This window comes from Caldicellulosiruptor diazotrophicus (assembly GCF_017347585.1).
Lineage (GTDB): Bacteria > Bacillota > Thermoanaerobacteria > Caldicellulosiruptorales > Caldicellulosiruptoraceae > Caldicellulosiruptor > Caldicellulosiruptor diazotrophicus.
The window spans coordinates 1,345,552-1,365,521 of sequence record NZ_AP024480.1; the positions used below are offsets into that span (position 1 = coordinate 1,345,552).

At 34.3% G+C, this 19,970-nt stretch carries 22 protein-coding genes; all 22 read right to left on the bottom strand.

Features of this window, described 5'->3' with window-relative positions:
* A complete protein-coding gene (locus CaldiYA01_RS06465) occupies positions 1 to 597 on the bottom strand; it encodes an NUDIX hydrolase (protein WP_207178044.1) in 597 nt (198 codons plus the stop codon).
* The gene (locus CaldiYA01_RS06470) at positions 560 to 1,156 is read right to left on the bottom strand and encodes a molybdenum cofactor guanylyltransferase (protein WP_207178046.1); all 597 of its coding nucleotides are present in this window, start codon (positions 1,154 to 1,156) and stop codon (positions 560 to 562) included. Before CaldiYA01_RS06470 ends, CaldiYA01_RS06465 begins: the two co-directional genes overlap by 38 nt.
* Positions 1,153 to 3,084 (bottom strand): molybdopterin-dependent oxidoreductase, encoded by a 1,932-nt coding sequence (locus tag CaldiYA01_RS06475; RefSeq protein WP_207178048.1) that lies wholly within the window; start codon positions 3,082 to 3,084, stop codon positions 1,153 to 1,155. The genes CaldiYA01_RS06470 and CaldiYA01_RS06475 overlap by 4 nt, the downstream gene beginning before the upstream one ends.
* A 22-nt stretch (positions 3,085 to 3,106) precedes the next feature.
* Positions 3,107 to 3,943, bottom strand: coding sequence for a carboxylating nicotinate-nucleotide diphosphorylase (nadC, locus tag CaldiYA01_RS06480; RefSeq protein ID WP_207178050.1), 837 nt, complete (start codon positions 3,941 to 3,943; stop codon positions 3,107 to 3,109).
* Positions 3,944 to 5,560, bottom strand: coding sequence for an L-aspartate oxidase (nadB, locus tag CaldiYA01_RS06485; protein ID WP_207178052.1), 1,617 nt, complete (start codon positions 5,558 to 5,560; stop codon positions 3,944 to 3,946).
* Between the two features lie 23 nt (positions 5,561 to 5,583).
* On the bottom strand, positions 5,584 to 6,495 hold the full coding sequence (nadA, locus tag CaldiYA01_RS06490) for a quinolinate synthase NadA (protein ID WP_207178054.1): 912 nt from the start codon (positions 6,493 to 6,495) through the stop codon (positions 5,584 to 5,586).
* 83 nt (positions 6,496 to 6,578) lie between these two features.
* On the bottom strand, positions 6,579 to 6,995 hold the full coding sequence (gene ruvX / locus CaldiYA01_RS06495) for a Holliday junction resolvase RuvX (RefSeq protein ID WP_207178056.1): 417 nt from the start codon (positions 6,993 to 6,995) through the stop codon (positions 6,579 to 6,581).
* Between the two features lie 33 nt (positions 6,996 to 7,028).
* Entirely contained in the window at positions 7,029 to 7,976 is a 948-nt protein-coding gene (locus tag CaldiYA01_RS06500; protein WP_207178057.1) for an aldo/keto reductase, read from the bottom strand.
* Positions 7,963 to 9,471 carry a hypothetical protein gene (locus CaldiYA01_RS06505; protein ID WP_207178059.1) on the bottom strand — a complete coding sequence of 503 codons (1,509 nt, stop codon included), beginning with the start codon at positions 9,469 to 9,471 and terminating at the stop codon, positions 7,963 to 7,965. The genes CaldiYA01_RS06500 and CaldiYA01_RS06505 overlap by 14 nt, the downstream gene beginning before the upstream one ends.
* A complete protein-coding gene (locus CaldiYA01_RS06510; RefSeq protein ID WP_207178061.1) occupies positions 9,419 to 9,673 on the bottom strand; it encodes an IreB family regulatory phosphoprotein in 255 nt (84 codons plus the stop codon). Before CaldiYA01_RS06510 ends, CaldiYA01_RS06505 begins: the two co-directional genes overlap by 53 nt.
* A 71-nt stretch (positions 9,674 to 9,744) precedes the next feature.
* Positions 9,745 to 10,557, bottom strand: coding sequence for a TrmH family RNA methyltransferase (locus CaldiYA01_RS06515; RefSeq protein ID WP_207178063.1), 813 nt, complete (start codon positions 10,555 to 10,557; stop codon positions 9,745 to 9,747).
* 44 nt (positions 10,558 to 10,601) lie between these two features.
* Positions 10,602 to 10,961: a 50S ribosomal protein L20 gene (rplT, locus tag CaldiYA01_RS06520; protein ID WP_013430449.1), complete on the bottom strand. Its 360-nt coding sequence runs from the start codon at positions 10,959 to 10,961 to the stop codon at positions 10,602 to 10,604.
* Positions 10,962 to 10,993: 32 nt separating this feature from the next.
* On the bottom strand, positions 10,994 to 11,191 hold the full coding sequence (gene rpmI / locus CaldiYA01_RS06525) for a 50S ribosomal protein L35 (protein WP_013403406.1): 198 nt from the start codon (positions 11,189 to 11,191) through the stop codon (positions 10,994 to 10,996).
* Positions 11,192 to 11,218: 27 nt separating this feature from the next.
* The gene (infC, locus tag CaldiYA01_RS06530; protein WP_013432495.1) at positions 11,219 to 11,719 is read right to left on the bottom strand and encodes a translation initiation factor IF-3; all 501 of its coding nucleotides are present in this window, start codon (positions 11,717 to 11,719) and stop codon (positions 11,219 to 11,221) included.
* 260 nt (positions 11,720 to 11,979) lie between these two features.
* Positions 11,980 to 12,378, bottom strand: a complete 399-nt coding sequence (locus tag CaldiYA01_RS06535; protein WP_013403408.1) for a VOC family protein — start codon at positions 12,376 to 12,378, stop codon at positions 11,980 to 11,982.
* 67 nt (positions 12,379 to 12,445) lie between these two features.
* Positions 12,446 to 13,276 (bottom strand): ATP-dependent sacrificial sulfur transferase LarE, encoded by an 831-nt coding sequence (larE, locus tag CaldiYA01_RS06540; protein WP_207178065.1) that lies wholly within the window; start codon positions 13,274 to 13,276, stop codon positions 12,446 to 12,448.
* A gap of 132 nt (positions 13,277 to 13,408) precedes the next feature.
* A complete protein-coding gene (gene hemL / locus CaldiYA01_RS06545) occupies positions 13,409 to 14,689 on the bottom strand; it encodes a glutamate-1-semialdehyde 2,1-aminomutase (RefSeq protein WP_207178067.1) in 1,281 nt (426 codons plus the stop codon).
* Between the two features lie 2 nt (positions 14,690 to 14,691).
* Positions 14,692 to 15,669 (bottom strand): porphobilinogen synthase, encoded by a 978-nt coding sequence (hemB, locus tag CaldiYA01_RS06550; RefSeq protein ID WP_207178069.1) that lies wholly within the window; start codon positions 15,667 to 15,669, stop codon positions 14,692 to 14,694.
* Complete coding sequence (gene cobA / locus CaldiYA01_RS06555) at positions 15,659 to 17,134, bottom strand: uroporphyrinogen-III C-methyltransferase (protein WP_207178070.1); 1,476 nt, start codon at positions 17,132 to 17,134, stop codon at positions 15,659 to 15,661. Before cobA ends, hemB begins: the two co-directional genes overlap by 11 nt.
* Positions 17,135 to 17,182: 48 nt before the next feature.
* The gene (hemC, locus tag CaldiYA01_RS06560) at positions 17,183 to 18,055 is read right to left on the bottom strand and encodes a hydroxymethylbilane synthase (protein ID WP_207178072.1); all 873 of its coding nucleotides are present in this window, start codon (positions 18,053 to 18,055) and stop codon (positions 17,183 to 17,185) included.
* Between the two features lie 18 nt (positions 18,056 to 18,073).
* Positions 18,074 to 18,727 (bottom strand): NAD(P)-dependent oxidoreductase, encoded by a 654-nt coding sequence (locus CaldiYA01_RS06565; protein ID WP_207178074.1) that lies wholly within the window; start codon positions 18,725 to 18,727, stop codon positions 18,074 to 18,076.
* Entirely contained in the window at positions 18,691 to 19,875 is a 1,185-nt protein-coding gene (hemA, locus tag CaldiYA01_RS06570; RefSeq protein WP_207178076.1) for a glutamyl-tRNA reductase, read from the bottom strand. The genes CaldiYA01_RS06565 and hemA overlap by 37 nt, the downstream gene beginning before the upstream one ends.
* Between the last annotated feature and the right edge of the window lie 95 nt (positions 19,876 to 19,970).

Below are 19,970 nucleotides of genomic sequence, written 5' to 3' on the forward strand. Positions count from 1 at the left end.
TTAGTTTATTTTCTTTCGTACAAGATACTCATATACAAGATAAGTAGAATAGAACCTAAACCTGCCCCAATCACCCCAAAAACCCTTTTGTCCTTTTAGAATATCACAAAGATTTTTTAATTCATCCAAAGATACCTTTATAACCTCTGAAATCTCTCCATCAGTTTTTGCAAGATTATCATTTTCATATTTTTCAATCAAAAATATAAACGAATAAAAATCGAAATGTTCTTGCAAATAGAGAAGATTATACTTTATCGATCCAATCAGCAAAAAATCTTTAATATTCAGTGCAAGCTCTTCTTTTACTTCTCTTTTCAAAGCCTCATCCACATCCTCGTTAAGACCGATACCACCAGAAGGTACTCTATAAACTTTATCAGGATACTCTTTTTGTCTCACAACAAGCACTTCATCACCATCTTTTATTGCAAACACCACTTCACCTATTCTATCAACATTTATTTTGCTTTTAACATATTCAAAGAACTTTCTATCTTCTATCGTTACAGTAACCTCTTTAACAATCAAATCTGAAGCAATTGGTATTTTTCCTAAATCAAACCTGGCTTGAAAGTACTCTTCTAAACCTTTCATTTGCCTCCTCCAAATCAGATTGAGTATTTATGTTTTTAAAACTTTCAAGATAAGGATCGAATCTCAAAATTTCGTTAAGCTCAATCTTCTTTACATTTGAATTTTGTAAAATAGCAGAAAGAGAAAATATACCCTTGTTTATAAAATCCAATCCTTTTTCCAAAAATGATTTGCTATATACACAAAAAAGAGGCTCAAAATAACTATTATAATAAGGAACAATTGCATCGTACCCATCAAACCCAAACATGTACTCTACAAGTTCTTTTTTGGCAAACGGCATGTCGCATGCTATTATAAAATTCTTGTCTGTCATGCTTACCATTAAACTTGTTAAGACTCCTGCAACAGGCGCATCTATTTCAAATCTATCTTTTACTACTTCAAATCCTTCAAATTCTGGATACCCGTTTTTTATCACAATAAACTTTTTGTCAAAAAGGCCACCTATACTCTTGTCTATTAACTGTATAACACTTTGATTACCAATCTTAAGATGTAATTTGTTAAATCCAAGCCTTTTTGACTTTCCACCCGCCAAAATAAATAAATTTTTCATGTTGCCACCTTTTTCACAAATACAAAATTTGAATTAAATGCTGCTTGACTGTCCATCTCTGCCGTTTTGGAAAAGATGCAAGAGTTTATTGTCTCAATATTCTGGTTTTGATAACCTTCTTCAACTATTATATACCCTCTTTTTATACGCTGTCTCAGCACTGCTTCAACAACAAAACCTCCACAGCCATTGTAAAGAAGCACTTTATCGCCATTTCCAATTCCAAGTCTTTTTGCATCCTCAATATTAAAAATAGCAACTGGTCTTCTTTCAAAAAACTCCTGAGAATGCAATGTTTTTTGAGAATGAACGGTCACAAGTCTGAGCTGGTTTTTTAACACTCTTTCTTCATCTGTAGATGGTACAGCTACACCCATCTTTTCGTCTTCAAATTCAAATTTTTTGCTCTTTGTTACAAATACTTTATCTTCCCATGGAACATCCATTCTGGTTGCACGCACAAAATGCTTGTCAAATTTAATGTTCAAAGCTTTCTCAAAATGAGCTTTTACATATTCTACCCATTCTTTTTCTGATTTCATAGGAAAATCTAAATCAAGCCTTTTTGCAAGCTGGTTTATTATTTCAACCTCTGACTTTGACTCACCAATGTTTTCAATAACCTTCTCAGAAACCCCAATATAATCATGCCACATATTGGGCACAAATACATCCTCTTTCTCAAGAAAACTTGCAGCAGGAAGTATAATGGTTGCTGCCTTAGCTGTTGCTGTCAAAAACATGTCAACAACAACCACAAATCTTTTTTGAAGTTCTCTAAATACCAAATCTGAATCAGGACACTGTGAAACGGGATTTCCGGCAGATATATAAACCATCTCAATTGGTGGATTTTGCTGGTCTTTTAGATATTCTCCAAGTTTTGCTCTGTTATAAAAGCGCTTATTTATAGCTCTGGTATCGTCTTTGAAAACCGAAACTATATTTTTAGTGAACCTGTGAGCAAAGTTTGAACCTCCGCCTTTTATTCCCACATTACCTGAGATTGCAACAAGATAGTCAATTGTTCTTATTGTATTTACTCCATTTGTATATCTTTGTAGACCATAGCCAATAAAAGTTGACACTGGTCTTTGAATATAAATATTGGCAATGTTTTCTATATCTTTTTTATTCACACCGCACTTTTTCTCTATCTCTTCATATGTTAATCTATTCGCAATTTCTTTTACCTTTTCAAATCCAATGGTATACTTTTCGATAAATTCTCTATCTTCCTTTCCATTTTCCAATATATACTTTATTGCTCCATAGGCAAGGTAAGAGTCAGACCCAGGATTTATAATCAGCCCAATATCAGCTACCTTGAATGTTTCGGTAGGGTAAATGTCAATCACTGCTACTTTTTTACCCTGTTTTTTTGCCTTATGGACAAAATAAAAAAGGTGAAGATTTGTCCACAGAGCGTTTCTTCCCCAAAGAACAATCCAGTTAGAATTAAAAATGTCGAACGGTGAATGACAAAGCGAATTTCCAAAATCTATTTTCTGGGCAAGAAGACCTGCTCCCCAGCACAAACTCCCTTCAGAGTATGTCGTACCTCCCAAATAATCAAAAAACAATCTTTCAATATTTCTCAAATACCCTTCGTACCCATCTCCACTATAGTGTAAAATGGCACTTGAGTTGTGCTTTTTTAAAATCTCTTTTATTTGCTCTGCAATCATGTCAAAAGCTTGGTTCCAGGAAATTTGGTGAAATTCATTCTTGACCCTCAAAAGAGGAGTGGTTACCCTCTCTTTTGAATAAACCTTCTCAAGCAATCTATAACCTTTCGGGCATAAAAAACCATTAGTGATAGGGTGGTCTTTATCACCATAAAGCTTTACTGCTTTCCCATCTTCAACCTGAGCAACAATCGCACAACTGTCAAAACAGTCAAGTGGACAAAATGTCTTTTTTTTCATAAGAATTTGCCTCCAAAAAACTTTAGTCTACAAAGTCAAGGCTAATATCAAGGCTTTTTACTGAATGGGTAATAGAACCAACAGAAATAATATCAACACCTGTTTTTGCAATCTCCTCAATGTTATCAATATTTATATTTCCCGATGCTTCTATTAAAACTCTTCCTTCAGCTTTCTCAACAGCCCTTTTCATCTCATCAACTGTGAAATGGTCAAGCATAATTACATCTGCACCCGATCGCAATGCCTCTTCAAACTCTTGCATATTACGCACTTCCACTTCAACCTTCATTGTATGTGGGACATTCTCTTTTGCCCTTTTTACAGCCTCTGTAATACTCCCTATAGCCTTTATGTGATTATCCTTAATTAGCACCGCATCAGACAAGGAATACCTATGATTTTTTCCACCACCGACAAAAACAGCGTATTTATCAAGCATTCTCAAAAGAGGAATGGTCTTTCGAGTATCAGTGACAGCTGCCCTGTATCCTTTCACCTTTTGGACAAGCATATTTGTAAATGTTGCAATACCGCTCATTCTTTGAAGAAGGTTTAAAGCAAGCCTTTCACCCATCAAGATTGCTCGTGTTTTTCCTTGTATTTTGGCCAAAACATCACCTTTTTGAATATAGTCTCCATCAGTTTTTAACTTTTCAAATTTTATGCCGCCATCTAATATCTCAAATACCCTTTTTGCCACATCTATTCCACATAAAATTCCATTCTCTTTAGCCAATAAAACAGCATTCGACGTGCTCTCTTGCGGAATTAATAAGTCTGTCGTAATATCTCCATATGGCATATCCTCTACAAGTGCATCCTTAATAATTTTATCAATTACCAAAAAATTTAGCATTTAAAATATTTCCTCCCATCCATAAATGTTTGAGTATACCAAATGCTTCTTCCAGTTAGCATCGTCCTGGTACGGGAAATCTTTTCTGTAATGAGAACCTCTGCTTTCTTTTCTCATCAGCGCTGCATTTGCCAGAATATATCCTATCATGAGCATGTTATAATATTCTATCTCTTTTTGTGTGCTGAGTTTCATTGTATTCAATATTTCTAACCTTGAGACAATGTAATCTATCAATTTTTCAAGCCCTTCTTTTGTTCGCACAATCCCTGCATGCTCACTCATTTTACTTCTCAAACCTTCAATCTCGGTAGCTACGTTCAAATCAAAATCCTTTTTACTCAAACTTCTATGGCAGATTGCTATATATTTTACATTTTTTTGTGACCTGCCATTGATATATTGAGCTATTCTTCTTCCAAAAACAAGACCTTCTAAAAGTGAATTTGATGCAAGCCTGTTTGCTCCATGAACACGTGTCCCTGCTGCCTCACCACATACAAAAAGGTTTTCTACAGTGGTTCTGCCAAACTCGTCAGAAAGCACGCCACCCATACTATAATGCTGCGCAGGTGCAACAGGAATTCTTTCTTTTGTAATATCAATGCCAAGTTCCAAACATTTTTTATATATATTAGGAAATCTCTTTCTTATAAAGTTAGCATCAAGATGAGTAATATCGAGAAATACGTTTTCAGAACCTGTCCTTTGCAGCTCAAAGTATATGCTACGAGAAACAATATCTCTTGGTGCAAGCTCTGCAAGAGGATGGTACTGGGGCATAAATCTTTCACCAAAAATATTGTAAAGAAGGCCACCTTCTCCTCTTACTGCCTCTGATATCAAAAAACTTTTGTTTACTTTATGATAAAGCACTGTAGGATGAAACTGCACAAGTTCCATATCAACAACCTTTGCTCCACACCTTATTGCTGCAGCACAGCCATCACCTGTTGTCACCTCAGGGTTTGTTGTGTATTTGTATAAATATCCATAGCCACCAGATGCCAGAACAATGTTTTTTGCAAATAAAATGACATTCTTATTCTTTATCTTTAGTAAAACTCCTATAGCAGTGTTATTCTCATCGGTGAGTATATCAACCAGAAAAGCATTTTCAAATATTGTAACATTTTCATACGACTTTACTACATGTCCTAAATGCTCAGACACAATTCTTCCTGTTGCATCTCCACTTGCATGAATTATTCTTCTTCGGCTGTGTGCTCCTTCCTGACCTAAAATAATCTCCCCTTCGTCATCTAAATCAAATGGAATATTCATCTTAAGCAAAATGTTTATATTTTCAATAGCCTCGTCAACCAAAATTCTTACCATGTGCAAATCACAAAGACCACTGCCTGCTTTTATCGTGTCCATGTAGTGTATGTCAGGGCTGTCATCATGGCTGAGTGGCGCTGCAATCCCGCCTTGGGCTAAATTGGTATTGCTAACCTGCATGGTTTCTTTTGTTACAAGAGCAGTTTTTAGTCTTTTGTCAAGATTGACTGCAGTGTATAGCCCTGCAACACCTGTTCCAATAATCACTACATCAAAATTTAATACTTCATCACTACCAGAGTCAAATTCAATACAAAACCTTTTAAACTCTGCCAAGCTAACCATCCCCAATTTACAAATTAGCCCATTTCAAGCATCTTAGAAAGTGCTCTTTTTGCGCCTTCCATAATTTCTTCCTCAACTTCTATCTGGTACCTCTCATACAAAAGAGCATCTCTTACCGATTGCAAAGTATTCTTCTTCATATTAGGACAAATCATCCCTGGATGAAGAATATAAAACTTCTTGTCGGGATTTAGCTTCTTTAAACTGTATAGCACTCCCATCTCTGTTCCAATAATAAACTCTTTTTCTTTTGAGGCAGTAGCAAAATCTATTATCTGTTTTGTACTTCCGACAAAGTCAGCAAGCTCAACTACTTCCGGTCTACACTCAGGATGGACCAAAACCAAAGCATTTGGATGTAAAGACTTGGCTTTTTCAACATCCTCTTTTTTTATCTTGTAATGGGTAATACAGAATCCTTCCCATAGAATGATGTCTTTTTCAGGTACCTGTTTTTTTACAAAACTCCCTAAGTTTTTGTCTGGCAAAAAAATTATTTTGTCATTGGGAAAGTCTTTTACAATTTTTACAGCATTTGATGAAGTACAGATAACATCTGATTTTGCTTTGACAGAAGCAGGAGAGTTAATATAACATACAATTGAATAATCAGGATATTTCTTTTTTAAATTTTCAACATCTTCTGCAGTCACCATATCAGCAAGAGGACATCCAGCATCTATCTCTGGCAATAGGACTTTTTTATGTGGCGAAAGTATCTTTGCACTCTCAGCCATAAAATGAACTCCACAAAACACTATAACTTTTTCAGGACGCTGAGCACATACTTTGCTAAGATAAAAAGAGTCGCCCACAAAATCTGCAATCTCCTGCACTTCATCAATTTGATAATTGTGAGCAACTATCAAAGCTTTCTTTTCTTCTTTTAGCTTGTAAATTTCATTTTTAACCACTTCTATATTCAATAATATCACTCGCTTTTCTTGGTAAGATTTTTATCATTAATATACCATTTAAGAAGACCAAAATCAACATACACAAAAGATTCTTAGCTTCCATTATAAAAGTCAAGATATCCCTGGAGAATATAAACTGCCGCAACCTTGTCAATTATCTTTTTTTTTCTTTTCCAGTTTAGTTCTTCATATATCACCCTTTCAACAGCTTTTGTTGAAAATCTCTCATCCCATTTTACAATCTCTACATTGTATCTGCTTTCAATCTTTTCAGAAATCTCATCAATTTTTTTGAGTTTTTCATCTTTCTGATCAGGATGCAGCTTAGAAAGAGGATAGCCTATCACAACCTTTTCTATATTGTATCTTTGAAATATCTTGTCAAGCTCCTCAAACAAATCTTTATTTCGTAGCTCAATTGTCATAACCGGCTGAGCAGTAATTTTGAGTGGGTCTGAAATTGCAACACCAACTCTGCTGTTACCTATGTCAAGACAAAGAATCCTCAATTTACAACCACCTTTCTACTTTTCCAATTTGCTTCAGATTACTTTCAAAGCAAAAAGCTTACAATAGCTGCTGCAGTATCCACAGCAAAGACATTTGGAGTAATCAACAATCACTTTTCTATCTTTCACAGAAATAGCATTTTGGTGGCAATGCAAGGCGCACTCTCCACAGCCTTCACACCAGCTTTCAACATGAAGCTTTTTTGTCTTTATATTTTCTAATAATTCCTTTTCCAAGTAAACCTTCTTTGCCTCAAAGCATCTAATATTATAATCAACCTCAAATATACTTTGCATACCAATTGCAACAGAATGAAGATATGGAAAGTCAAATATAAACTCAAGCGCTTGTTTAAAATTAGAAAGGAGGTTGCCTCCACCAAATATTTTCATAGCAAAAATTCCTTTGCCGTGTATGTAAGCTTGTTTTATCGCCTCTGCCATCTCATCAACTGTACCATCTACAATTCCGATTCCTTTGTAGTTAAATATTGGATGGATAACTTCAATTTCTGGATATTTGAGGGCATCTTTTACCGCCTTTACATAGTGGGTAGAAATGCCAAAATGTTTGATATACCCTTTTTCTTTTGCTTTTAAAAAATACTCAACTGCTTCATAATGTCCTTTGAAAGTATGCTCACCTTCCTGTTCATGGAGCATAAATAGGTCTATGTAGTCAACATCCAGCTCTTTCAAAGCCTTATATAAAGAAAACTCTGCTGATTTTTTATCATAAGCATATGATTTTGTAGATATCACAGGTCGTATCCCACTTATCTGGATTGACTTTCTTATGTATTCATATGTCTCATACAACTCAGCAGTATCAACAAAATTTATGCCTTTTCGATATGCGTACGCTAAAAGCCTTGCCCCATCTTCAATAGATAATCTCTTTTGAAGCGGTCCCATAGTCAATGTACCAAAACATATTTTGCTCACATAAAGTGATGTATTTCCAAGTTTAATTATTTCCATATTCATTCACCAACTTTGCAAGGTATATACTCAAGTTTAAAAATCCTAATAAAAGACCTACAATTATCGTACCTGAATCGTTCAAAAGCCATCCAAACATAGTGATTATAATAAACAATTTTATCTTTTCTCTTTCAAGTGATCTCAAAACCAAAATTTTATTTTTGGACAAAGCTAAGATACTTAAAGCTACAGAGCAATTAACAAGCAAAATTGTCAATGGATAGGATACAAAATAAGAAAGATTCATGAACAATTTTCTTTTTATTGTGTCAAGCAAAACCTCAGTGTTTGAAAAAACATTAAATAGATAGCTATTCTTGAAGATAGCAAAAACTATCAAGATTGCAACTGGTAACAACAAAAAAATCATCTTTTTTTTATTTTCTGATTTTATAACTGAAAATAAAGTAAAACCTAAAAGTATAGAAACAAGCCCGCCAAAATTTATACCATAATATGGAATCGTCAAAAATATAGCTAAGGCCCCGAGTATTATATAAACATTTTTTAAAGGAATTTTAGTTGCAACTGAAAATACAAATGTAAAGCCCAATAAATAAGCAAAAAATTCATTGCCTATACCATAAAACCTGTTTGCAAATGAAGGATGATATCCTGCAGTAGAAATAAGTTGCAAATAGTTGTCATAAAAAATAGCCTGAATCAAAATAGAAAGGATTCCAGCCAAAGCAACTCCAGCTTGAGTTTTTTCTAAACTGAAGTATGATAATATTAACGAGGTTGCAAAAAACAGTAATAAAAATACAAAAACATGGTTAATATACTGAACTATTATCGGTGAGTAGATAATAAAAAGGTATGAAAGTATCACAGTGGTAGGCAATAATTTTAAAATATACATACGTATGCCGTTTCCTGCATCTATTTTAAAATCGCCAAAATAGATTGTTGCTTCTAAAATTGAGAAAATAATAATAACAGTAAAAAGCACTATCAAATACTTATTAAGATACATAAGCTGATAATTCAATACCCAAAAAAACTTCCACAAGTATTGTAAAAAGTCTTTTGCTATTAACATTTTAGCATCTTTATTAAACTTGCCTTCTAATATATCCATAAACTCTCTGTCCAGTACAAGCCCAGCTCTTTTAGTGTGAACTGATTTGAAAGTAAAAAAGCCTTCATCAGAAAGGTTATTGAACACAAAGATTAACCTGCCATCACCACTGTATAAAAAAAATAGACCCTCTTTTTTCTTTTTCATCTGTGATAGATTACTAATATTTGTCCCTTTTTTTCCAAGATATTCTTTAATCTTTTGACTTCTTTCTTCATCTTTTAAAACTACAATCACTGCCCAACCTTTTTTGCTACTTGAAATAACTTCTTTTACAGTAGCAAAAAAATATTTATTAATAAACTCTTTCCCTTCAAACTTGTAGAAACTGAATGCGAAACTTAAGCTGAAAATTAAACTACTCAACATTATTATCAATATAAAACTTAACAATTTCTTCCAATATTTCATCTCTTTCAATTCTCCTTATTATAGAGCGGGCATTCTTATGATTAGTAATATAAGTTGGATCGCCCGATATTAAGTATCCTACAAGTTGCGCAATTGGATTGTAACCCTTTTCTTTCAGCGCACTGTAAACCTCACTCAATATCTCTTTAACCTTTTTGTCCATACTCTCTTCAAATGAAAAATGTTGAGTTTTATCGTTCATTTCTTATACCACCCTTTAATTAATTTTTAAGCCCTCATCCACAATTTTAACTCTGGATGAAGGCTTAAATTCTATCTTTTTCTCAATTCATACAACACAATTGAAGCTGCCACCGCCGCATTTAAAGACTCTACTTTGCCAACCATAGGAATTTTTATCTTTCTTGTTGCCACCTTTGCAAAAGAATCGCTAACTCCTTCAGACTCATTACCAATAACAACACAAAATCTTTTGTCAGGAACAACTTTTGAAATTTCAATATCACCATACGGCGTTGCCACATAAACTGCAAAGCTATTATCTTTTAGGATTTTGATTAATTTTCCCTCTTCAGCCTCTCTCATAATATGCAGATGAAAAAGTGAACCCATTGTGGCACGTATTGTCTTGGGATTGTAGATATCAACTGTACCCTTTGTTGTAATAATAGCATCAAATTCAAATGCATCAGCACATCTAATTAATGTTCCTAAATTGCCAGGGTCCTGTAGATTGTTAGCTATAACTACTCTTCTCAGATTTTTTATAAAGTTTATGTCTTTGTCAACAAAGTTACACTCAGCTAAAATACCTTGCGGTGTAGAAGTTGTAGTAATGTATTCAAACAACTTATCAGGAATCTCAATAACTCTTTTTATTTTCCCATCTTCTAAAAGACGCTTGCACTCCCAGTAAAATTCTTGATACCTATCTTTCGCCTGTTGAGAAAATATCACCAAGTTTATACATTCAATCTGATAGTCAATAGCTTCTTTTACAAGTTTTAAACCTTCAATTATGAAAGACCTAAACTCTTCTCTGTACTTTTTATCATGCAGTTTTTTTACTCTCTTTATACATTCGTTCTCGCGACTGCTAATAAACTCAACTTTTTTTGTGGACATCTTACCAATAACCCTTGTTCAAAAAAATTAAAATTTAAAACATTTTACTGCGCATTTATTTGCTTTTTAGCAATTTCAACCAGCTCAGCAAATGCTTTTTGGTCATTAACAGCCATATCTGCTAAGACTTTTCTATTAAGATTAATTCCTGCTTTCTTAAGACCATTCATAAACTTGCTGTACGAAAGACCATTTTGTCTTGCTGCTGCATTAATTCTTGTTATCCACAGCCTTCTAAAATCTCTCTTTTTAAGCCTTCTACCTATATATGCATATCTTAAAGACCTCATTACAGCTACATGCGCTTGTTTAAAAATCTTGCTCTTTGCACCAAAATAACCCTTTGCAAGTTTTAGCCATTTTTTATGTCTCTTTCTTGCCCAAACACCATTTTTTATTCTCATTTATAACTCTACCTCCTGCTCAAAATTGTTGTTTATAGGTACGGCAAAAGCTTTTTGACTGCTTTAACGTTAGTAGCATCAACAACCACCGTCTTTTTCAAATTTCTCTTTCTCTTTCTTGACTTACCGCTCAAAAGGTGACTTTTACCTGCTTTCTTTCTCAAATATTTCCCACTTCCGCTAATCTTAATTCTTTTTGCAAGACCTCTATGTGTTTTTAGTTTCGGCATCAAAAAACTCCTCCCCATCAAAAATTTTTATTGCTGTTTTGGCGCAATGACCGCTGTAAGGTTCTTACCATCCAATTTTGGCTTTTTCTCAACAACTCCGTACTCTTTTATCTTTTCTATAAACTTGTTTATAATCTCTTCACCTATTTCAGGATGCAAGACTTCACGACCCCTAAAGCGAATAGATACCTTTACTTTGTCTCCATCCTGTAAAAATCTAATTGCATTTTTTACTTTTACGTTAAAGTCATGTTCTTCAATTGTGGTTGTAAGCCTGATTTCTTTTACGTTAATAACCTTTTGATTTTTCTTTGCCTCTTTCTCTTTTTTGGCAAGTTCAAACTTATACTTGCCATAATCCATTATCTTGCACACAGGCGGATTAGCATGAGGAGCAATCTTAACTAAATCAAGCTTTTTTTCCTCAGCAATCCTCAGTGCCTCTTTTATGCTCATAATTCCAAGTTGAACACCGTTCTCATCAATAACTCTTACCTCTTTGTCTCTTATCTGCTCATTAATGAGCAAATCTTTATTATTTATATTAAAACACCTCCTGGAAATAAATAACCCTAATTCCTAATTTAAACAAAAAGTGGATAGAAGCATAGCCTATCCACTCCCGTAACTCTTTTTGAGCCATATTAAATGGCTCAAAAAGCACTATTGACCCTCCGAGTCATTTCTCGGAAAGGTGAGAAGCGATAGACTTCTACTTCTTTTTCACCTCTATAAGGATACCATATATACTTTGAAAATGTCAATATCAAAAAAGAAAAATTTGAAGTTTATGGCTTTAGCATAAAGTTAAGTCCCCACGTTACTCCAAACTTATCGGTTATAACTGCATGTAGCGCACCCCAAAATGTCTTTTGTAAAGGAAATCTTACTGTCCCTTCCTTTGAAAGATTATTATAAATCATTTTAATCTCCTCTTCTGAGTCACATTCAATCACAAGTGTAATGTTGCTTCCTTCATTAGTGTTATTAAATTGGTCTGCTAAATATATTACGCATTCATCAGATAAAAAAAGTTCTGCATGGAGTACCTTACCTTTGGAATTCTCAAAACCTGGAACGTTATCAGCCATCTGAACATTTTTTACTTCTGCTCCAAACACATCTTTATAGTATTCTATTGCCTGTGCACAATCATTGAGATGAAGTTCAGGAATTACTTTTTTCATTTTTTATTTCCTACCTTTCAAATCAAAAAAATATAATTTTTATACACACTTTATTTTAATACAAAGTTCACAAATTCAAACTCAAATTCATACTCCCTGTTCTGTACCCCTCTAAATCTAAAGTAATATACAAAAAACCTAACTCTTTAAACTTATTCCTAACACTCTCTATTAACTTAATATCTAAAAACTTCTCCATCTCATCCTTACCTATTTCTATTCGTGCAAGTTTGTCTTGATGATACCTTACCCTCACCTGCTTAAACCCAAGTCCAAGTAAATATTCCTCAGCTTTTTCTATCATGCTCAATTTTTCTTTTGTTATTCTTTCTCCGTAAGGTATACGTGAAGAAAGGCATGCAAAGGCAGGTTTGTCCCATGTTGGAAGTCCAAACTCTTTTGACAATTTCCTAATATCCTCTTTTGTAAGCCCAGCAACTTTAAGTGGACTTACAACATTAAGCTCACATGCCGCCTTCATGCCAGGTCTAAAATCATTCAAATCATCAAAGTTTGAACCATCCGCAACATACTCAATTCCATGTGCCTTTGCTACTTTCCATATCTTTTCAAAAAGCTCTTTTTTGCAGTAATAGCATCTATCAACAGGGTTCTTATTGAATCCCTCAATTTCAAGCTCTTCTGATTCTATGACTATGTGTTTTGCTCCTACTTGTTTTATGAATGTTATTGCATCATTGAGTTCTCTTTTTGGATAGGTTGAGGATGTTGCAGTCACAGCAATAACTCTATCTCCTAAAACATCATAAGCAACTTTGACTAAAAATGTACTATCCACTCCACCTGAATAAGCAATTGCAAGGCTTCCTAAGCTTTTGATATAGTTTTTTAATTTTTCATATTTTCCTTGTAATGTTTCATCTATTATGATATCCATAAAATTATCCTCCTGTATGTTATTGTATTAAATCATTTAGATAGATTTAGTATAAATTTATTTTACACATCTCTTTTTCTTCTATCAACATCTTTTTAAACACACTAAGTAAGCTACAAGATGTTGTTCTTATCATTTCCTTTTTGAAGAGCAAAATTCCTCAGCAACTTCAACGAATTTTTCTACATCATTTTCGCTATGTGCTACAGACAAGAAAAACGCTTCAAATTGAGAGGAAGGAACATAAATATGGTTTTTTATCATATATTCTGCAAAACTTCTGAACAAGTCTAAATCGCTCATCTTTGCCATCTCGAAATTTTCTACCTTTTCAACTCCAAAAAATATTGTTAGCATTGAACCTACCCTGTTTATGCAAAAAGTTAAATTGGAATTAGAAAAGACTTGTGTCAACTCTTTTTCGAGTTTTCCTGATAACATCTCCAAATTATTATAAAAATGAGGATTTTCTTTAAGCTTCTTGATAGTAACGTACCCTGCACTCATCACAATTGGATTGCCCGACATAGTACCTGCCTGAAAGACATTTCCTTGGGGTGCTAAGCACTGCATTATCTCTTTTTTGCCACCAACTGCGCCGCAAGGAAGCCCCCCGCCAATTATCTTTCCAAAAGTTATAAGGTCCGGCTCAACATTATATAAAGCTCTTGCACCTTTCAGTGAAAGTCTAAAACCAGTTATCACTTCATCAAAAATCAGAAGACTGCCGTGGAGGTTGCAAATTTCTCTTAGGGCTTGCAAAAACTCTTTTTTGGCAGGTACAACACCCATATTCCCTGCCACAGGCTCGATTATAACAGCTGCTATCTCATCTTTGTTTTCTTTAAAAGCTTTTTCTACCGAATCTAAATTGTTGTATTCAACCACAATTGTATTTTGTACAATGTCTTCATCAATTCCCTTTAATCTTAGCTCGGCTACTGCTGACCCTGCTTCTTTCAGAAAGATGTCATGATGACCATGATAACAGCCTGCAAACTTTACTATTTTTTTCTTCCCAGTATAGCCTTTCGCAAGTCTTACAGCAGTCATTGTAGCTTCTGTCCCTGAATTAACAAATCGAACCATATCAATTTGGGCTGTCTCACATACAAGCTTTGCCATCTTATATTCAATTTCTGTTGGAGCACCAAATGCTATTTGATCTTCCACCACTTCTTTTATCCTATTTACAACATCATGGTCACAATGTCCTAATATCATCGCTCCCCATGATAATACAAAGTCAATGTATTCATTGCCATCAATATCAAATATACGGCAACCTTTTCCTTTTGAGATGACAGGCGGTGTAATACTCAAATTTTTAAATGCACGAACTGGACTGTTAACCCCGCCTGGTATATATCTTTTGGTGTTGTCAAATACTTCTTTACTTTTGTCAAGTCTCATTTTTAAAGCTCCTTTCCATTCAATATCTTTGCAGCCTCTAAAGCATGGTATGTTATAATCGCATCAGCACCTGCTCTCTTCATAGCAGTCAATATCTCAATTATAACCTCTTCTTCATTCAAAAGACCAAGCTTGCCAGCACTTTTTACCATAGCATACTCGCCGCTAACATTATAAGCTATAATAGGAATATTGAATTTCTCTTTTGCAGTAGAAATTACATCAAGTGATGTCAAAGCAGGTTTTATAATTACTGCATCGGCGCCTTCTAAAATGTCAGCTTCTATCTCTCGCAAAGCCTCTCTTTTGTTTTGGTATGGCATTTGATAACTTTTTCTGTCACCAAAAGCAGGCCGTGAGTTTGCTACATCTCTAAACGGTGCATAAAGTGAGGATGCAAACTTTGCACTGTATGGTATGATGGGAGTATAAACAAATCCGTGACTGTCAAGTTTCTCACGGATAGTGGCAACCCTTCCGTCCATCATATCAGATGGGCAAATTATATCTGCCCCTGCTTTTGCATAGGACAGTGCTATTTCACTTAAAACTTCTATTGTCTTATCATTGTCTATTTTTTCACCTTTCAAAATACCGCAATGTCCATGAGATGTGTACTCACAAAGGCACACATCTGCAAACACCAATATATCTTTGGAATATTCTTTTATTTTCCTTATTGCCTGCTGGACTGCCCCATCATCCTTGGTAGCATAACTGCCCATCTCATCTTTCTGTGAAGTCACACCAAATAAAATTACACCGCCAATGTCAGCTTTCTTGATCTCATCCAAAATTTCATGTAGTCTGTCAACAGATACCTTCACAATGCCATCTAATTGCGGCATTCTTTCAAACACGTTTTTACCATCATCAATAAACAGTGGAAAAATAAACTCTTTGCTGTAAAGTCTTGTTTCATAAAAAAGTTCTCTTAAAGCTTTTGTCTGTCTTAATCTTCTTAATCTTTTAAACTCCATTTTTAACAACCTCCAAAATCTTATTTACTATTCCCTCATCAGTTGCCTCATTACTAATGATACTTTTAATACCGAAACTTTCCAATGTCTTTTGAGTATGCTCACCGATTGAAATGACTATTTTATTAGAAAGCACTTCAACCCCATAGCATTCTATAAAGTGTCTAAACATTCCTGAGCTTGTGAATACAAATATATCTGAATCGTAAACTGCGTCATTTGGGTTTTTAGTAAATTCCATTGAATATGCAAAGATGGTATCAACCTCAAATCCCAAGCTTTCAAGGGAATTTTTTAGGTAATCTTCTGCATTTTTTGACTGCACAGTCAATATCTTTTTGCTTTTATCAATTTCATTTTCGAAAATCTTGAACAAGCCATCTGATGAATGTTCATCTGGAATGTATTTTACCCCAAATCCTCTCTTTTGGAGTGAAAGTGCAGTTTTTTTGCCTATTGCAGCAAAGTCACCTTTAATATTTCTTACATCTACATTTTTTTCAATCAAGTAGTCAAAAAAACTATCAACACCATTTACACTTGTAAACACTAATATATCATACTCTGGCAAAGAGTTTAAAACTTTATCAATCTCCTCCCTATGGAGAACCAGTTTTGAGCAGCAACCATCAACAACGTCCGCACCAAGACTGAATAGCAAACTCTTTATATTCCTTGAGACACTTTTTGGACGTGTGATATAAATTCTCTTACCAAATAAAGGCAAACTCTCATAAAAAGAAAGCTTATTTCTAAATTTTATAACCTCACCTATTACAAATACCATTGGCGATGCAATTTGATTTTTGAACTTTCCAGTTGCAAAGTCTTCTAAATACCCGCTAATTACTTTTTGCCGACCAGTTGTTGCATTAATTACTGCTGCAGCAAGGGTTTGAGGCTGTTTGCCGTGTAAAATCAGTTTTTGTGAGATACTTTTAATATTTTCGGCAGACATGAGAAATATTAAAGTTCCATCAAGTTTAGAAATTATGTTCCAATTCAGTTCTTCATCATCGCACGTGTGCCCAGTAAACACATGAAATTCACGTGCAAGTTTTCTATACGTGATTGGAATACCCGCAAAGGTTAAAGCAGAGTAAAATGAACTAACACCAGGAATAATCTCAAAAGGTATGTTATTTTCAAATAGTTTTTCTGCCTCCTCTGCCCCCCTTCCAAATATATATGGGTCTCCACCTTTTAACCGAACAACATTAAAACCTTTTTTTGCATATTCTATTATCAAGTTTATAATTTCATCCTGAGAAAGGGTATGGTTTTTTGGCTCTTTGCCACAGTAGACATAAATTGCCTCATCTTTTGCAAGCTTCAGCAAATTCTTATTTACTAACCTATCGTAAATTATTACATCAGCAGTTTTTATAGCATTCAGACCCTTTACTGTTATCAAGTCCTCCATGTATGGACCAGCACCAACAATATATACTTTCCCAACTTTCAATATACACAACTCCTTCTTTGGAAATCTAATTTCACAAGGTATAAAAAGCTAACTTTTGAGCATATTACTTAGCTTATTTGCAAGAGACAAAAAGTCAGCTTTGTCACCCTCAATACTTGCTTTTACTAATTTATCACCTCTTAAAATGGAAGCAAATGCATAAATTTTGTCCTGGTCTGTTTTACAAAAAACACCAATCGACGAATGACACCCTCCTCCCAAAAACTTCAAAACAAGTCTTTCAAACTGGGTTTGGATATATGCATCAGTATCGTTTATTTTACTTAATATGCTTTTATAAGGACTATCTTTAAGGCACTCAATGCATATTGCTCCTTGACCTGGGCAAGGTGTAATCTCATTTACATCGAAAATATAACTCACATGAGAATCTAAGTTTAATCGTTTTAATGCAGCATAAGCAAGCACAACTCCATCAAGCCCTTCTGACTCAATCTTTGAAAGTCGCGTTTCTATATTGCCTCTTATGTTAACAACCTGTATATCTTCTCTTAAATTTTTTAAATGTACCTCCCTTCTTAAACTGCTTGTTCCAATTTTTGCGTTTGGTTTTAGCTGGTAGAATCCCACACCATCTTTTGACACAAGCACATCTCTGGGGTCCTCCCTTTCAACAACTGCAACAATCTCAAAATTACTATCCATTTCACAAGGCAGGTCCTTTAAGCTGTGGACAGCTAAATCTATTTCTCTTGATAAAAGTGCAAGTTCAATCTCCTTTACAAATACACCAGGGCTTTTAAAATCTTTTAGGCTTTTTGTTCTATCAATATCTCCTTTTGTCTTTATAGGAACAAATTCACATTCAATACCTAAGGTTTGCTTGATTTTTCTTGCTACAATATCAACTTGAATTCTGCTAAGCTTGCTGTCCCTTGCACCAATCCTTAATTTTTTCACTTTTTTCACCTCAAAATTTTAAACATCTTCATAAAATAACTTTATAACTTTATTTGCATATCCTTTTTTGAAAAAATAATAAAAGTCATCTGAACAGACAAATTCCAATATTTGGTCTTTTTGCGGGTGATGCTTTAATTTTTCTCTCAAATCAGTTGCCCATTTGCAGAACATGGCAAAAGTCTGAAGAAAATTGAGAACTTTCGGTGTAAGATATTTTGAAAGTTTCGGATTTCCCCTATTTATTGACAAGCTAAAAACAAATTCATCAGTTCTTTCTTGAGCACCAAGCCTCAAGTTTCCAAGCTTATAATCTGAACACACCAGATATAGTTTATTCAGTCTTTTGCAGTGCCAAATAATTCTTTTTTCAAGTTTTTTGTTTGACACTCCAATCACAATTATGTGTTTATCATTTAAAAAACTTTTGTGAAACTTTCCCTTCTTAAGCTTAAGACATTCACATCTCAACCTTCTAAAGCCTATATCAAACCTTGGCGACAAAACTTCAACCTCGCAGCCAGCTTTTAGAAATGTTTTGGTTTTTATCAAAGAAGCTTTTCCTGCACCAATAACCCCCACCTTAATGTTATTTGCTACAAGTCCAATATGCATGAGATTTTCAAAGCCTGAATCTATTTCAAGAATATCCTCTCTATCAGGTTTGAGCAAATTTCACCACTTCCCTCTTTGTGTGCCTCTCTTAAAACCTCAATTGCCCTGTCAATATATAAATTTGCCATCCTTATCAAAAGCCTTTCAACCTCTTCTCTTTCTCTGCTATTAACATTCTTTATATACTTCACCTGTGCTTTGCACAGCTGCTCTGCGTGTCTTTTCATCTCCATAATCAAGTTTCTGTACTGTCTAAATTCAAGCCATTCAATGAATTCATCAATATATTTCTCAATTATATTATAATTTTCTTGCATTTTGGAAATTCTAATTTCTCTGGAGATAGCATCCATTTTATGGACTTGGTCTATATCAATCACTTTAACGTTCGGAAGTTTATACACCTCAACATCCACATCTCTTGGCACAGCAAGGTCAAATATGAGCAGATTTTTTCCCTCTGGTATATCATCTTTGTGGACAACTGGATGTGGGGCAGATGTTGAACATATCAGGCATTGTGCTTCTGAGATTGCATCTTTTTTGTCGCTATACTCAAATTTTTCAGGATATAGCCTGACAAATTGGTCAATTCTCTCGTTTTTGCGCCCAATTAAAAATACTTTGTCCACATCTGAGTTTTTAAAGTAGTTGCAAAATAAAAATCCAATATTTCCAAGTCCAATTATAGCAATTTTTCTGATATTTGATTCTTTCAAAACCTTTCCAACAACTGATGCGATGGTGATGGGATGCTCGTTTAACCTTGACTTTGTTCGAAATTCCTTTGAACATTTTAAGGCAACCTCAAAAAGCCTTTCAAGGACTGGATTTTTACCGCCCACCAGCTTTGAAATCTCTTTTGCTTCTTTTACCTGAGCAACAATTTGTTCTTCGCCAATTAAAAGTGAATCAAAGCCGCATACAACTTCAAATAGGTGCTTTATACAATCTTTGTCTTTGTAAATATAAAATAAATGCATATATCTCTTATCCCAGTCAAATTCAGTGAATATTTTTTCTATGTCCACATACTCTTCTGAAAAGAAGTAGATTTCTGTTCTGTTGCAGGTACTGAGAATTATGACTTCATTTGCTAATTTTTTTAAGCCAATTAGCTTTTCTTGTAGCTTGGTCTTTGTCAGAGAAAATTTTTGTCTGATATCAACTTCTACTTTGTGATTGATCCCAATGACCCAAAGCACAAAACATCATCTCCAAAGGTTTTTGAGTATATAATTGAACAAATGAAATGCTTGAAATATATTTTTCCTTATGATGAACTGCCCTCAAGAGAAAT